The sequence below is a fragment of the Pseudomonas guariconensis genome (assembly GCF_015680235.1).
GTDB lineage: Bacteria > Pseudomonadota > Gammaproteobacteria > Pseudomonadales > Pseudomonadaceae > Aquipseudomonas > Aquipseudomonas guariconensis_A.
The window spans coordinates 25,511-39,987 of sequence record NZ_JADLJL010000022.1; the positions used below are offsets into that span (position 1 = coordinate 25,511).

The 14,477-nt window shown below is 45.4% G+C and carries 12 protein-coding genes and 1 pseudogene; all 13 read left to right on the forward strand.

Features of this window, described 5'->3' with window-relative positions; translation table 11 throughout:
* Positions 1-8: 8 nt before the first annotated feature.
* Positions 9-272, forward strand: a complete 264-nt coding sequence (locus IRZ56_RS15620; protein WP_196145753.1) for a LapA family protein — start codon at positions 9-11, stop codon at positions 270-272.
* A gap of 560 nt (positions 273-832) precedes the next feature.
* On the forward strand, positions 833-2,290 hold the full coding sequence (locus tag IRZ56_RS15625; protein WP_196145754.1) for an MBL fold metallo-hydrolase: 1,458 nt from the start codon (positions 833-835) through the stop codon (positions 2,288-2,290).
* A gap of 198 nt (positions 2,291-2,488) precedes the next feature.
* Entirely contained in the window at positions 2,489-3,553 is a 1,065-nt protein-coding gene (locus IRZ56_RS15630; protein ID WP_196145755.1) for an LPS O-antigen chain length determinant protein WzzB, read from the forward strand.
* 177 nt (positions 3,554-3,730) lie between these two features.
* On the forward strand, positions 3,731-5,080 hold the full coding sequence (locus IRZ56_RS15635; protein WP_196145756.1) for a Wzz/FepE/Etk N-terminal domain-containing protein: 1,350 nt from the start codon (positions 3,731-3,733) through the stop codon (positions 5,078-5,080).
* Positions 5,081-5,225: 145 nt separating this feature from the next.
* Positions 5,226-5,687, forward strand: coding sequence for an adenylyltransferase/cytidyltransferase family protein (locus IRZ56_RS15640; protein WP_196145757.1), 462 nt, complete (start codon positions 5,226-5,228; stop codon positions 5,685-5,687).
* 114 nt (positions 5,688-5,801) lie between these two features.
* Complete coding sequence (locus IRZ56_RS15645) at positions 5,802-7,019, forward strand: oligosaccharide flippase family protein (protein ID WP_196145758.1); 1,218 nt, start codon at positions 5,802-5,804, stop codon at positions 7,017-7,019.
* 11 nt (positions 7,020-7,030) lie between these two features.
* On the forward strand, positions 7,031-8,188 hold the full coding sequence (locus IRZ56_RS15650) for a CDP-glycerol glycerophosphotransferase family protein (RefSeq protein ID WP_196145759.1): 1,158 nt from the start codon (positions 7,031-7,033) through the stop codon (positions 8,186-8,188).
* Positions 8,189-8,199: 11 nt separating this feature from the next.
* Positions 8,200-9,450: an O-antigen ligase family protein gene (locus tag IRZ56_RS15655; protein WP_196145760.1), complete on the forward strand. Its 1,251-nt coding sequence runs from the start codon at positions 8,200-8,202 to the stop codon at positions 9,448-9,450.
* On the forward strand, positions 9,447-10,262 hold the full coding sequence (locus IRZ56_RS15660; RefSeq protein WP_196145761.1) for a hypothetical protein: 816 nt from the start codon (positions 9,447-9,449) through the stop codon (positions 10,260-10,262). The genes IRZ56_RS15655 and IRZ56_RS15660 overlap by 4 nt, the downstream gene beginning before the upstream one ends.
* Positions 10,259-10,948 (forward strand): acyltransferase, encoded by a 690-nt coding sequence (locus IRZ56_RS15665; protein WP_196145762.1) that lies wholly within the window; start codon positions 10,259-10,261, stop codon positions 10,946-10,948. The genes IRZ56_RS15660 and IRZ56_RS15665 overlap by 4 nt, the downstream gene beginning before the upstream one ends.
* A 2-nt stretch (positions 10,949-10,950) precedes the next feature.
* The gene (locus IRZ56_RS15670; protein WP_196145805.1) at positions 10,951-12,027 is read left to right on the forward strand and encodes a glycosyltransferase family 4 protein; all 1,077 of its coding nucleotides are present in this window, start codon (positions 10,951-10,953) and stop codon (positions 12,025-12,027) included.
* 8 nt (positions 12,028-12,035) lie between these two features.
* Positions 12,036-13,151 (forward strand): DUF1972 domain-containing protein, encoded by a 1,116-nt coding sequence (locus IRZ56_RS15675; RefSeq protein ID WP_196145763.1) that lies wholly within the window; start codon positions 12,036-12,038, stop codon positions 13,149-13,151.
* Between the two features lie 279 nt (positions 13,152-13,430).
* Positions 13,431-14,283 (forward strand): annotated as a pseudogene (locus IRZ56_RS15680) (IS5 family transposase).
* Positions 14,284-14,477: the final 194 nt, after the last annotated feature.

Consider the following 14,477-nt stretch of genomic DNA (forward strand, 5'->3'; position numbering starts at 1 on the left):
GCAGTCTGATGCGTAACCTCAAGCGCGCCTTGGCGGCGTTGTTCGTGCTGCTGTTGGCGGCCGTGGTGCTGTTCTTCGTTTTGGAGAACCAGCAAACCGTCTCCCTGGTCCTGTTCGGCTGGGCCGCCCCCGCCGTCCCAGTCGCCGTCTTGGTCATCGCCGCCCTGGTCATCGGCCTCGCCGTCGGCCCACTGCTCGGCGCCTACGGCGTGCTGCGCAGCAAGCGCAAAATCCGCGCCTCCGCCCGCCAGGCCGCCCTGTCCGGTAACTGACACCACCTCCCGCACAGCCCAAACCCACCTCGACTCCGTGGGTGCGGGCTTGGCCTCTCCCATCCCCCAACATTCCCCTGGCCCCACAATTCCCCATCAATCAAAGACTTCCTGCACTCTCTAGCGCTGCCCCCTGAAAGACAACCCACCCCTTCGGCTGCGCTTCCAAGCAGAAAACCAACGGCTAACGCTGCTCTTATGGGAGATCACCCAGCCCTTTGAGCTGCGCTGTCGCGCAGAGAACAAACAGCCGGTGCTGATCCTCTGTGGTAGATCACCCAGCCTTTCGGCCTGCGCTGATACAGAGAACAACGCACCTCTGTGGGAGCGGGCTTGTCCCGCGATCAAGGGCGAAGCCCTTGCCAGGCAGCATCAATATCGCCCCCTGCCCAATCGCAAAACAAATCGAACCGCCGCACCACTCAGCCGCCCATGACAAACACCCACCAAACAATCTAGGAAGCGTCCTACACCAACATGGGAAATCTACGCTGTAACTGCATCCAAACCCCATGGACTAATAGCCCACCCCACATCCTGACAGGGAAGCTTTCACCGGTATGGACTACCCCAGCCTCTCACACCACGGCGGCACCCGCAGCATCACCGGCTCCTGCCACCAGCTCCACCTCGACGCCACCACCAGCCTGTTGATCGACTGCGGCCTCGAACAAGGCGCCGACGCACCCCCGGGCGACACCCAAGCCACCCCCGTCGGCTTCGACATCACCGGCATCCAGGCCCTGATCATCACCCACGTCCACCTCGACCATGTCGGCCGCATCCCCGCACTCTTGGCCGCAGGCTTCCACGGCCCGATCCTGTGCAGCGAACCCTCCGCAAAACTCCTGCCCCTCATCCTCGAAGACGCCTACCGCCTCGGCATCTCCAACGACCCCGCCGAGATCGCCCGCTTCCTGGAAATCATCCGCCGCCGGCTCGTCCCGCTGCCGTACGAGCAATGGCACAGCGTCACCAGAACTCCCACCCTCGAATGCCGCATCCGCCTCCAGCGCGCCGGGCATCTGCTGGGTTCTGCCTATGTCGAATGCGACGTCCGCTACCCCCAACGAACAAGCGATACCCGCGTCGTCTTCTCAGGCGACCTCGGCGCCCCCGGCAGCCCGCTCTTGCGCCCGGTACAGCCACCCGAACGCGCCGACATCCTGGTGCTCGAAAGCACCTACGGCGACCGCCTGCACCCTGACCGCAGCGAACGCCAACAGCGCCTGGAAGCCGCCATCGACCGCGCCCTCGCAGACCAGGGCACCGTCCTCATCCCTGCGTTCAGCCTCGGCCGAACACAGGAACTGCTCTACGAGCTGGAAGACATCCTCCACCGCAAGGCCCTCCTGACCGAAACAGAAAACCCCGGCACCGACCCGCTGGACTGGTCGCAACTGCCCATCATCCTCGACTCCCCATTGGCCCAGCGCGTAACCCAGGCCTACCGCGAGCTGCACGACTACTGGAACAGCGAAGCCAGACAACGCCTAGGCAAAGGCCGTAAGCCCCTGGGCTTCAGCCAACTGATCTGTGTCGATACCCACGCCAAGCACCAACAGGTAGTCAATTACCTCAAGAGCACCGGCCGACCCGCCATCGTCATCGCCGGCAATGGCATGTGCTCGGGCGGGCGCATCGTCAACTACCTGAAAGCCATGCTCGACGATCCCCGGCATGAAGTGATGTTCGTGGGCTACCAGGCCAGGGGTACGCCGGGTGCGGTGATCCAGGCCAGCCGTGGCGCGCAGAGGCCTGCATGGGTCGAACTGGATCAAGTGCGCTATGAAATACGTGCGAAGGTGATGACGCTCGAAGGGTATTCGGCGCATGCGGACCGGGCAGGGTTGGTGCAGTTTGCCCTGGGCCAGGGTGAGCCAACGAGGCGTGTTGTGCTGGTGCATGGAGAGGGGAGGGCGAAGCAGGCCTTGGCCGGAGCCTTGCGGCAACGCTACGAGGCGTTGGGATGTGAGCTGACCGTCACAATCCCGGGGTGCCGTCTGGCGGCCCTGTGAATTTTGGTCGGAAACCGGGGAACTTCTTTGGTCGGGTTCCCTCTACTGCTGATTAATGCTTAAGGCGTAAGGCGATTCTTGAGCGTGTTGGCAAATTGACGCTACGCTTCAGTTGAGTGGCTCGCGTGACCGACAGACGGTCGGTTGATGGGCTACCGGAGCATGCGGATAGACGTGACCCAAGGAAAAACAGAATAGATGCGCAACGAACCTGAGCGCCTGAGTAGTACTGGTGACGAGATTGACCTTTTTGAGCTGATCGAGGGGTTGTGGAAGCAGAAGGTGCTGATAATCGTGACGACCGTGGTCGTGACGGCGATTGCGGTGGCGTATGCGTTTCTGGCTAAGCCTGTGTATGAGGCGAAGGTTTTTGTTCAGCCGCCTACACAGAATGACATCGCGCAGTTGAACTATGGGCGTGGTGGGACCTCTGGTTTGAATATGCTTTCTGTTAAAGATGTTTATGAAATCTATTTGCGAAATCTCCAATCTGAATCATTGCGGCGAGAGTTCTTTCGAAGCGTTTATTTGCCGAGCTTAAATAAGGAAGAGCGTAACGGGTCGCAAGATGAATTGTATGGAAAATTTCAAGAAGTATTGTCCTTGGGGCTAGCATCCAAGGATACACCGAGTCGTTTTTTTGTAAAGGCGAAATTGTCGAATCCTCAGCTAGCTGCTGAATGGGTAGTTCTCTATCTTGAAATGGCTGGGCGCCGAAGTAGTATTGAAGTAGTTAGGGATGTCAAAGCGGATGCGACAGTTAAGGCCAATAACTTAGAGCAGCAAATTAACGCAGCTCTTGAAAGCGCTCGAAAACAGCGCGAGGACCAAATTATTCAACTGTCCGAAGCCTTAAAGATAGCCAGGTCTATCGGATTAGAGCGACCACCGATTATTTCAAATAGCCTAGCAAATGAAGTGTCTGCAGGAATGGATGGTTCATTGACCTACATGAGAGGTAGCAAAGCTTTAGAGGCCGAAATAGATAACTTGAGGAAGCGCATATCTGATGATCCATTTGTTAAAAACCTACGACAACGACAAGAGGCGCAGGCCTTCTACCGATCACTGGAAATTGATCCCAGCATTATTCAAGTATATCGGCAGGATGGGGCTATTGAGTCTCCCGATAAGCCAGTAAAGCCGGAGAAATTGCTGATCGTGGTATTGGGGGCGTTGGTGGGAGGGGGATTGGGAGTGGCGCTTGGTCTGTTGCGATACCTCACAACAGGTCCTGGCGTGCGCAAGGAGAAAGAAGAGTGAGGTGCTAACGGCCACTCGATAGCGTTTTGCTGGCGTCCGAGATTCTGAACTGTCACAATGCTAGCCTTTGGTCCGCACGGACAGGGATAGTTCCAGCTAGTAGGCTCTAGCTGCGCGCGATGGCGGATGACTTTTCCTGTCAGGGCGGATGATTTCCGTTGACAGAAAGGCTGCTTCATGATAGGCATTCATCCGAATCTGCATGCGACTCCTCACACCGAAATAGATTTTTTGGCAATGCTCCGATCAGTTTGGCGGCAAAGACTTTTGATCGGGGCTGTTGCTGTTTGTTGTACGATCACCGCAACAATGTATGCATTCAGTACGACCCCAGAATATGAAGTCAGTACTGTACTGCGACCTGCGGCCATGAAGGATTTAGACGAATTGAACCGAACACGGGTCTACTCGTTACCTCCGAATGAAGCATTGAGGCGCGTCGGATCGGCGCTTGATTCCTATGATACCCGCTTGGGGTATTTTCGTTCTAGCTCTGCACTACAAACAGCGTTCATGAAAAATGATCGCACTTTGGAGCAGGCATTCGAAGATTTCAACTTTAAAGCATTAAGGCTTATTCAGCCTGATCCAAAAAAAAATAATATTTTAAAAGAGTTTGTTGGATTGGAAATGCGCTATCCGGATGGATTGGATGGAAAATCTATTTTAAATGGCCTTGTTCAATATGCCATCGAAAGTGAGCGGCAACAAATATCTAAAGATCTCCAGGTAATTATTCAAAATCGGATAAAGGAAATTGAGGCTAAGTTAGAAGTGGCGCGTGTTGACTACTCGTCGAGTAAGGATACTCGCATCGCTGAGTTACTTGAGGCCGACACATTAAAACGAGCCAAATTGAATGATGAGCTTCGTGCATTACGCCTGCAATTAAAAGTGCGTCGCGATAATCGCATTGCACAGCTTAACGAGGCGATAGGTATCGCTCGAACACTTGGTTTAAAACGCCCTTCCACACCCTCTAGCATGGGGCAGATCGGAATAGAGTCTGCTGGCAATATCATTCGCACGGAAGTAACCAATCAACAGATCCCTCTTTACTTTATGGGAACTGATGCATTAGAGGCTGAGCAACGAGCTTTGCGAAATCGTAACTCTGACGACTTTATGGAGCCTAGAATTGCAGAGATTCGCAAACAGTTACTACTTTTGGAAAATAATCGAAATGTTCAGGTTCTTCAGTCTAGACAAAATGAAGAACTTTTCCTTAAAGGTATTGAAAAACTCAGGGCGGAACGTGCGCGACTAGCTAGCATTAGTACTGACATGAGTGCTCTTCAATTAGCAACAGTTGATCGGGTTGCTGTTGATCCTATAAGTCCAATTTGGCCTAAAAAAGGTATGATATTGATACTGGGGCTCACGGTTGGTTGTGGCTTAGGTATTGTATTGGCAATGTTGCGATTCGTCATGCTAAATACATCGGGTGGTGTTAGAACAATAGAGAAAGTTTCCTCTTCTACAATTGAGTCTAAAGGGATCCATAAAGCGATTGCTATCGAGCAATAAGGTCGCATGAACTTTTTTGTAGAGAATCCGTAAGTTCGACAAGCCCATGTTTTAATGATTTTTATTTGTCGCGGACACAGTGATTCCACATGTCCAAATATTTGATAAAGCTAAAAATCGTCGGTGAGTATTTTTCGGTGATATGATGAAAAAAATAGTTTTAACTTATGGCACTTTCGATCTTTTCCATGTGGGGCATCTTAATCTCCTAACCAGACTTCGTGAATTAGGTGATTATTTGATTGTCGGGGTTTCGACGGATAAGTTTAACGAGGGTAAGGGGAAAAAAACAATTGTTAGTTTCGAAGATAGGCTAAAAATTGTTGCAGGACTTAGGTGTGTTGACTTGGCTATCCCAGAGGAAAGCTGGGATCAAAAAACTAAAGATATAGAAAAGTATGGAGTTTCGATTTTTGGTATGGGACATGATTGGGAGGGACATTTTGACTTTCTGAAAGATCAATGTGAGGTTATATATTTACCACGAACTGATGGGGTTTCTAGTACAGCCATAAAAAAGACGCTCCAAGCGTTAGATAAATCGCATGTGTCTGATCTGAAAAAAGCATTAGATTTGATTTCTTCCATTGTTGAGCGATTTGATTAACGAGGGGTGCAAGTTTTTAAGGTCCTATGAATTTATACATAAATGGATGTGCAATTTGATTTTTGCAATTGATTTTCAGTCTATAAATTTATTTCGCTTTAAGAGCTTGTTCTAATGGCTAGATCAAAGACGTTGACTGGTAACGCGATCGCGCTTCTGCTAATGCAGTTGGCAAATTATGTCTTGCCTTTTGTACTTATTCCGTTCTTAACGAGAGCTCTCGGAATTTCTCTTTATGGCGTTGTAGCATTCGGCATAGGGGTCGTACAGTTAAGCTGCATAATTACTGATTTTGGGTTCAACTTATCTGCTACTAGGCAAATTGCAATAAAGTCAGCTAAAAAAAATCTGGTTAAAAAAATAGTTGGTGCTGTCTTGCTATGTAAGTTTTTTTTGCTAATCCCAGTAATTATATGTGCGTTGATTATTCCGTATATAATACCGCAATATAATACGTACCATCTATTTTTTTTAGTGATGGCAGTAGCGATATTTTTTCAGACGTTTCAACCAATTTGGTTGTTTCAGGGTATTGAGAAAATGGCCTTGATAACCATCTTTATGGTTTCAAGTAAATTAATGTATGTGGCCTTAGTACTATGCTTCGTTAAGTCGTCAGCCGATTACTTGTGGGTTGCTGTTGCGTACGTTATATCTCAAGCAATCGGTACGCTATTAGCCTTTTTGTTTATGTGGCGACTGAAATATTTACCTATCTGGCCGCAAGCCCGATTTATTAAATTAATTTTTCTGCAGTCGGTAGATTTCTTTTGGTCACGTGCTGCTGTAGCTACCTATACAGTTGGTGGAGGTCTCTATTTAGGTATTGTCGCCGGTCCCATTGGACTTGCTCTATACTCAGCAGCGGAGCAACTTTATAAAGGAGCTCAAGCTTTGCTTCAACCACTAATCCAAGCTTTGTTTCCATATATGGCGAAAACAAAAAATATTTATCTTTTTAAGAAAATATTGGTAACGAGTTTTTCTTTATGTGTCTTAGGTGTAGTTATTGGGACGTTGACTGGAGAGTTTTGGCTGAGTTTGATTTTTGGTGACGAGTTCTCAAAAAGCTACCCTGTTTTGGTGATCTTCATGATTACCTTTATGATATCCACTCCTTCCGCATTATTGGGCTATCCACTTTTAAGCGCACTGGGGGACTCAAAGTCTGCCAATCGAAGCGTACTGGTGGGTGGTGTCTGCCAACTGTTGATGTTTATTATATTGTATCTTGTGGGAAATAAGGAATTATTATATGTTGCCGGGGCGATAATGTTTTCCGAGCTTGTGGTTTTATGTTATAGAGTAGTAAAATCTAAAAAATTCTTATAGAAATTGCAATAATGGGGCGCGCATTGAAAATTAAAAAATTACTTTTGGCCTTATTGAACCTTCCTATTTACGTGGTTCTGCAAAAAATCCCCAAGAAAGACAATTTGTGGATATTTGGGTCCTGGTTTGGTATGAGATATTCAGATAGCCCGAAATATTTGTTCGAATACATAAATAAAAATACAAATTCTGATGCTGTTTGGTTAACGAAAGATAAACACACACTTCGTCTTATTCGCGCTAAAGGATATCGAGCATATAAGACTTATAGTTTGCTGGGGTATTATCTTTCGGCGCGAGCAAAGTTTGGGGTTGTATCTACGTCTCCTGAAGATATTAATTTTTATATAAGGCCTAAATTAATAGTCAATCTATGGCATGGTAATCCACTGAAGAAAATAGGCTACGATGATAAAATAAACAATAACTCAGTACCTAAAGAGCGGAGCTTTTTTAAAAAGCTTATCATGCCTTACGCTCAGTTGCGGCCATATTCCATTGTAACGGCAAGTTCGGAGGAGGAGAAAAAAAATCTTATCACAGCATTTAGAGTCGATAGTGAAAAAGTGCTAGTTACCGGCTTGCCGCGGAATGAGGTTTTTTTTAACGAAAGTCTCAAAGAAAAAGAGTTTAAAGTGCTGTATATGCCGACCCATAGGGGCGAAGGGGAATTTGATGTAACAAACTTTTTTGCTCGCGATATGGATTTTATTAATGAGCACTTAAATAAGTTAAATGTTAAGTTGTACGTTAAGCTTCACTTTTATTACCGATCTGTAAGAGTTGAAAATAAAAGCAACATTATATTTGTTGATGATGCGGAAATATCCTATGATATCTATCCGCTTCTCTCTAGTGCGGCCATATTAATTACTGACTACTCAAGTGTTTATTTTGATTTTTTATTAACTGAAAAACCCATCATCTTTGCGCCATTTGACCATGAGGCTTACCTATCGAAGGAGCGAGAGCTTTACTATGACTACGATAGTGTTACTCCCGGACCAAAATGTTCGAGCTGGCAAGAAATTATAAATTGGATTGAATGCTTCAAATCTAACCCGTCGCTATACAGTGAAGAGAGAAAGTCTGTCAAGGACTTATTTCATGCATGTCAAAGCGGAAAATATAGCGAGAATGTATATGATAAAGTTTCAACTTTGAGATAGTGAGTATATTTATGTTCTCTGCTCGATTGGAAGCAGCTTTAAAGGCCTTGATGATGGCTTTCTTGATATGGCTCATGTGCGAGTCCTATATACTAGTTGCTGCTTATGAAGTAGGGCCGAAAATATTTATTGCTATTTTTCAGGCAAGCAAATATTTCTTGATTATCTTGGTTCCCGTTGTATTGCTACTAAACTGTGGCTTAGATCGCTATTGGGTTAGATTCTTACTGTTATATGCCTTCATTATTGCTATTTTTACACTTGTTTCTATTATAAGCGGGCGATCACTTTCTCTAATTTTACTTTCTTTGAAAAATATATACCTTTGGGGCTTTTATTTTTTTCTCATTGTCAGTTCTCGAGTGCAGTTTACCGCAGGGGATCTGAAGCTTGCCAATTGGGTGGTTGTAATATTTGCCATCATAAATGTGGTCTACTCTTTGTATGTGGCTAATATCTATGAAGGCGATCCTAATGTATTTTATTTTTATGAGTTTTATGTTGGAAAAAATTTATTTTCCATTTGGAATTTTGTAAAGGACGATGAGGTTCGAGCTTTTGGCTTAATGGGCTCTCCATTAACATTGTCCCAATCTCTAATGTTACCAGCTATTTTTTGCTACTCAGCAATTTTTTTCCGAAAACCACAAGTGACTTCAATAGCGTATTTTTTAGCGCTGATTATTATTTTGTTAGGGTTGTATCTAACAAAAACTAGAAATCCCGTTCTGGCTTTTATACTTGCTGTAACCATAGTAGCACTTGGCCGAAACTGGAAAGGGAGAGGTAAATATCTTTTAACGTTTGCTCTTCTCTATATCTCCAGTTTTTTACTGGTTTTGGAGGTTAATAGTCGGGGAGGGGGGGACTTATCTTCTCAGGCGCGGATACCTATGCTAATGCAATTCATAGATCATATAGTCGCGAGACCATTCGGATATGGCATTGGTAGTACAGGCGTGGCAGCCCCAGGCTATGATTTTTTCTTTGAGTCCTCATTTTCAACAATTCTGATGGATCTTGGTCTTGTAGGTGGATTGGTTGTAATATTGATGTTCTTTAAAACTGTAATGCATATCAAAGATTTTATATGTTTTGAGAGAAAACAGGATAACTGGTTGTTTATTAGTAGCATGGCCTCTGCATTCTCTTTGCTATTTGTCACTAACTTCTCAAATATATTCGATTCTAGCTTGTTCTTATATGCAACACTATTTGCAGTTGCAGTAAAGCAAAAAAAAATGGTGGGAGCGTACGAATGAAAATTGCTGCTGTAATAGTCTTATACAAAAAGTCGTATGTCGATTCGATTGCATTGCAAAGCCTTCTTAAGATGTTTGATGATAGAAACAATGATATCGACTTTCATCTGTACGTATGGAATAACTCACCTGAAATAAATGATGTGCTCATCCATTCTAAAGTTACCTGGCTTGAGGGCAATAATTCAACCCTACCTAAAATCTACAATGATGTGGCGGCGCTTGCTTTTGCTGATGGAGCTGACGCGCTGTTATTGTCGGACGATGACACTGATTACAGTACATACGACTTGGAGCATACTTGCTCTGTATTAAGAGGTAGGGAGGTTTATACCGAGCCCTTCGGCTGTATAATTCCCAATATTTCTGCGGCAGGGAAAATTGTTAGCCCTGGGCGTAGATTTTTATTTAAAGGCTATGTGATCGATCAAGTTACCGAAGGGGTTGTCTCATCCAATAATTTGCTAGCTATAAATAGTGGCATAGTAATTACAAAGGATTTTTATGAGCGAAATAATATGTTGTATGACGAGCGACTAAATTTTTATGGTACAGATACCGACTTTTTTATTCGTTATGAGTCATTCTATGAATTTATCTATGTGTGCCCATCTGTTTTAAAGCATAGCCTCTCAGAGCAGTCTATTGAAACTGCGGATAGAGCTCTCTTTCGATGGAGAGATAATTTGTATGCCATTAATATTATGTTTGAAAAAAGGTCGCGTGCTTTTAAAATTGCGATGCGCAGCTATTACTTCTTACTGCGGTGTAAACTGGCTGTTAGTTACCGAGATATAAGGTTTTTGAAGTGAAAATAATTAAAAATATAGTGAACTACTTGGCCGCACTTATCAAGGGCCGGGACTTCAAAGTTGATCCAGCTGTGGACGATGCATACCTAATAAAAATGCTTTGGTCATATGCGTTTAGCTGTATGCGAGGGCTTTTTAGGCTGAGGGCTTTCGTTCTATTAGGTAAGAACGTTAGTCTTTGGTCAGTGTCGAGTTTAAAATTCGGTAAATCTGTTAGTATTGGTGATGACTGTATAATAAATGCGCTTTCACGCAATGGTGTAGTGTTTGGAAATCACGTATCCATACAGAAGAGGACTATTATTGAATGCACTGGAAGCATCAGACATATCGGTCAAGGTTTAGTGCTAGGTAATAATGTAGGTATAGGCTCAAATTCCTTTTTGGGATGTGCCGGTGGTATAGAAATTAGTGATGATACTATTGTGGGGAACTATGTTTCGTTCCATGCCGAAAATCATAACTATCAGTCCGCAGATTTGCCTATTAGAGATCAAGGCGTATCGCATATCGGAATTAAGGTGGGGCGTGGGTGTTGGATTGGAGCTAAAGCAACCATTCTGGATGGAGCATTGATTGAAGATGGATGCATTATTGCTGCAGGTGCGTTGGTGACGCAAGGCCGATATCTGGCAAACTCTATCTATGGAGGAGTTCCAGCAAAGTTTTTACGGAGTAGGTTTTGAAAATGAAAACCTTTGTTTTTGTTCACTTATTTAATGATAGAAGTGGTAGTCCCAAGGTGTTAGCACATTCTATTAAGGCGCTCCATGCACACGGATATAGTATTGAGTTGTTGACAAGCAATCATCGTGAAGGTTTTCTGGATAATTTACCTGGTAATAGACGCTCAATATTTTATAAGCGTTCGGAAAATAAAGCGTTGACCTTGCTTTTTTATGTTGTTTCTCAGGTATTTCTGTTTTTTTATTGCTTTCGCTATATTCATAGAGATGTAGTATTTTACGTTAATACAATGATGCCGTGTGGAGCGGCAGTGGCGGCGTACTTAATGCGGAAACAGGTTGTTTATCATGTTCATGAAACATCACTACGACCAAGGATTTTAAAAAATACGCTCAGGGCTGTAATTCAAATTTGTGCCTCGAAAGTAATATTTGTCTCCAAATACCTGAGTGCCGTGGAGAGGTTTCGAAGTATACCTCAGGTCGTAGTTTATAATGCATTGGATTGTGTAGAGTTGAAAAACAATTTTCGTCAGAAAGACGGCTGCGATAAATTTAACGTTCTGATGGTTTGTTCGTTAAAGACTTATAAGGGAGTTATCGAGTTCATAAGGCTTGCACGTCATATGCAGGCGTGCGAGGATGTTTTTTTTACGTTAGTACTGAATGCGGATTGTGAGGAAATTGAATCTTCCATTATGTTGCGAGATTTACCTCATAATGTGGCCGTCTACTCTCGACAAGTAGAAGTCTCTAGGTTTTATGAGCGTGCCTCACTTCTTGTAAATCTGTCCAGGCCAGATGAGTGGATTGAGACTTTCGGTTTAACTGTTTTAGAGGGTATGGCGTATCACTTGCCAGTAATTGTCCCCCCTATTGGAGGACCGGCAGAGTTTGTAGAAGATGGAAAGCAAGGCTATCTAATAAGCTCCTATGAGACAGAAAAACTAGCTGATACAATTATGATGTTGGCGGCTGACCGTACGCACTACGAAAACCTCGCCAGGTCTGCATATCAAAAAGCGAACGAATTTGATATGAAAAATTTTGAAAAAAATATAATTAAAGCGGTTCAATAAAACTACTTATGAAAAAAGAATTGTTCATTTTAGGGACTCGTGGGGTTCCGGCTCAGCACGGTGGTTTTGAAACGTTTGCAGAAAAACTTTCGCTCTTTTTGGTAGCTCAAGGGTGGTCTGTTACCGTTTATTGCCAAGAAGAGGGTAAAGGAGCTTCTTGGGAAAGCGAGTGGAGGGGGGTCAAACGTATTCATATACCTGTAAGTCAATCCGGGGCTAAGGGAACGGTACTTTTTGACTGGTATGCCACCAAAAATGCTCTTAATCAGCATGGTTTGTTTTTAACACTAGGCTACAACACCGCGATATTTAACACTCTTCAAAGAGTAAAAGGGCAAGTCAATATAATAAATATGGACGGAATTGAGTGGCGTCGAGATAAATGGGGAGGGATCGCAAAAGCTTGGTTTTGGTTGAATGAGCGAATCGGGTGTTGGGTAGGGAATCACCTGATTGCAGATCATCCGAGAATTGAAGATCATTTATCAACGCGTGTATCTCGCTCTAAGATCACAATGATTCCGTATGGTGGGGACGATGTTGCATCTGGCGATCTTCGTCTTTTAGAGCGTTTTTCGCTCAACTCAGGCGGCTATTCAATAATAATAGCAAGACCTGAGCCTGAAAACTCAATACTTGAAATGGTACGGGCTTTTAGTTCTAAAGAGCGAGGACATATATTATTGGTTTTAGGAAATTACTCACCTGAAAAAAATCCCTACCATCGTTTGGTCATGGATTCTGCAAGTGCGGAGGTTGTTTTTCCTGGTGCTATCTATGAGCCGGCAGTTATACAAGCTTTACGTTTTCACTGCCGCTTCTATTTACATGGCCATCGTGTCGGTGGGACCAATCCTTCTTTAGTTGAGGCTTTAGGGGCAAACTGTGCCATTGTGGCTCATGATAACCCATTCAATCGATGGGTGGCTGAAGAGTCAGCAAAGTATTTTCAGGATGAGGCTGGTTGCGCTAAAGCAATTAGCGATCTATTGGAAGACAGTTCTAGTTTGAAAAAGTTAAAAACTGCTGCTCACCTTAGATTTAACGAGCGTTTCACTTGGAGTAGTGTGCTTAAGGAATACGAAGATTTGCTTGATCTATGGTATGAGAAAACTATGGGTTGAAAACTTTACGAATAGTACTATCATAAACACGCCGCTAGCAGGCCAATGTCACCATGGCGGCGTAATTCGAACTTGCCGTTGTGGCTCGCTAAGCGGGATGGTCTTTCAGTTAACCGAGCAGGCGCTTGATGACGTTGCCCTTCTGGTACTTGGTTTTTTCGAAGAACTGAATCGCCCCTGGTTTCCTAGGCTCTGTATGATAACCTTTGAAACGCCACCAGAGCCTCTGAAAGCCTGATTTTCCGTAGAGTTCTCGCCTTTTAGGCGAAGGATTCTGCCATGCCCAAGCGATACGAACTTTCCGACGCAGACTGGGAAATAGTCGCCGATCTTTTTGCTGCGCATCGGCGCACCGGACGCCCAAGAGCTGATGGTCGCCTGATGCTCAATGGCGTGCTGTGGGTGCTTTGCTCTGGCGCCGCATGGCGAGACATGCCGGAGCGGTTCGGTCCGTGGTCCACGGTTTATCAGCGCTTCCGAGATTGGCGAAACCAGGGCACCTTCAACAAAATGCTCAAGCGCCTACACGTCAAACTCAACGTCCAAGGCCTGATCGACTTGGACACATGGTGTATTGACTCAACCGCAGTCAAAGCGACCCGGGCCTAATCTGGAGCAGGCAAAAAAGGGGACAGAAGAACCAACGGACCACGCACTCGGAAGAAGCCGGGGTGGACTAACAACGAAAATTCATAGGAACTGCGACACCCGAGGTGTGCCATTGCATTTCATCCTCTCCGGTGGCCAAGCCAGCGATATTTCCCATGCTCAGCCTTTGCTGGACGGTGTTCACATTCCCACCGAACGAGGCAGGCCCCGTAAGCGATGCCGCAAGCTGATAGCGGATAAAGGCTATGACGCCGAATCGCTGCGGCAATATTGCGACCGGTATCGCATGCAGCCCGTGATTCCCTACCGAATCATGAAGCGCAAACCGAAGCCTGGATTGCCGCGTCTGTTCGACAAACCCAAGTACCGAGAACGCAACGTTATCGAGGGACTATTTGGCTGGCTGAAGGAGCATCGCCGCTTGGCGACACGCTACTGCAAGCTCGCGAAAAGTTATGCCGCCAAGGTCACGTTGGCCTGCTGGCGGCGGTGTCTACGACAGTACTTTTCGTACAGTGCCTAGACAACTCACTTGAATTGTATTACTTTATTCGGTCGCTCTTATGGGCAGGATTCGAGTTTGGCTTGGAGCTCGTCTAAGACTGGGTATCATATATAGCAGAAGGTCTGGCGCAGAGTTAATTATATATGGAGATATTTATGGGTTGGGTGGATTTATGCGGCTGGTTGGTCTTGTTGTGATTTTCAAAGCATGGC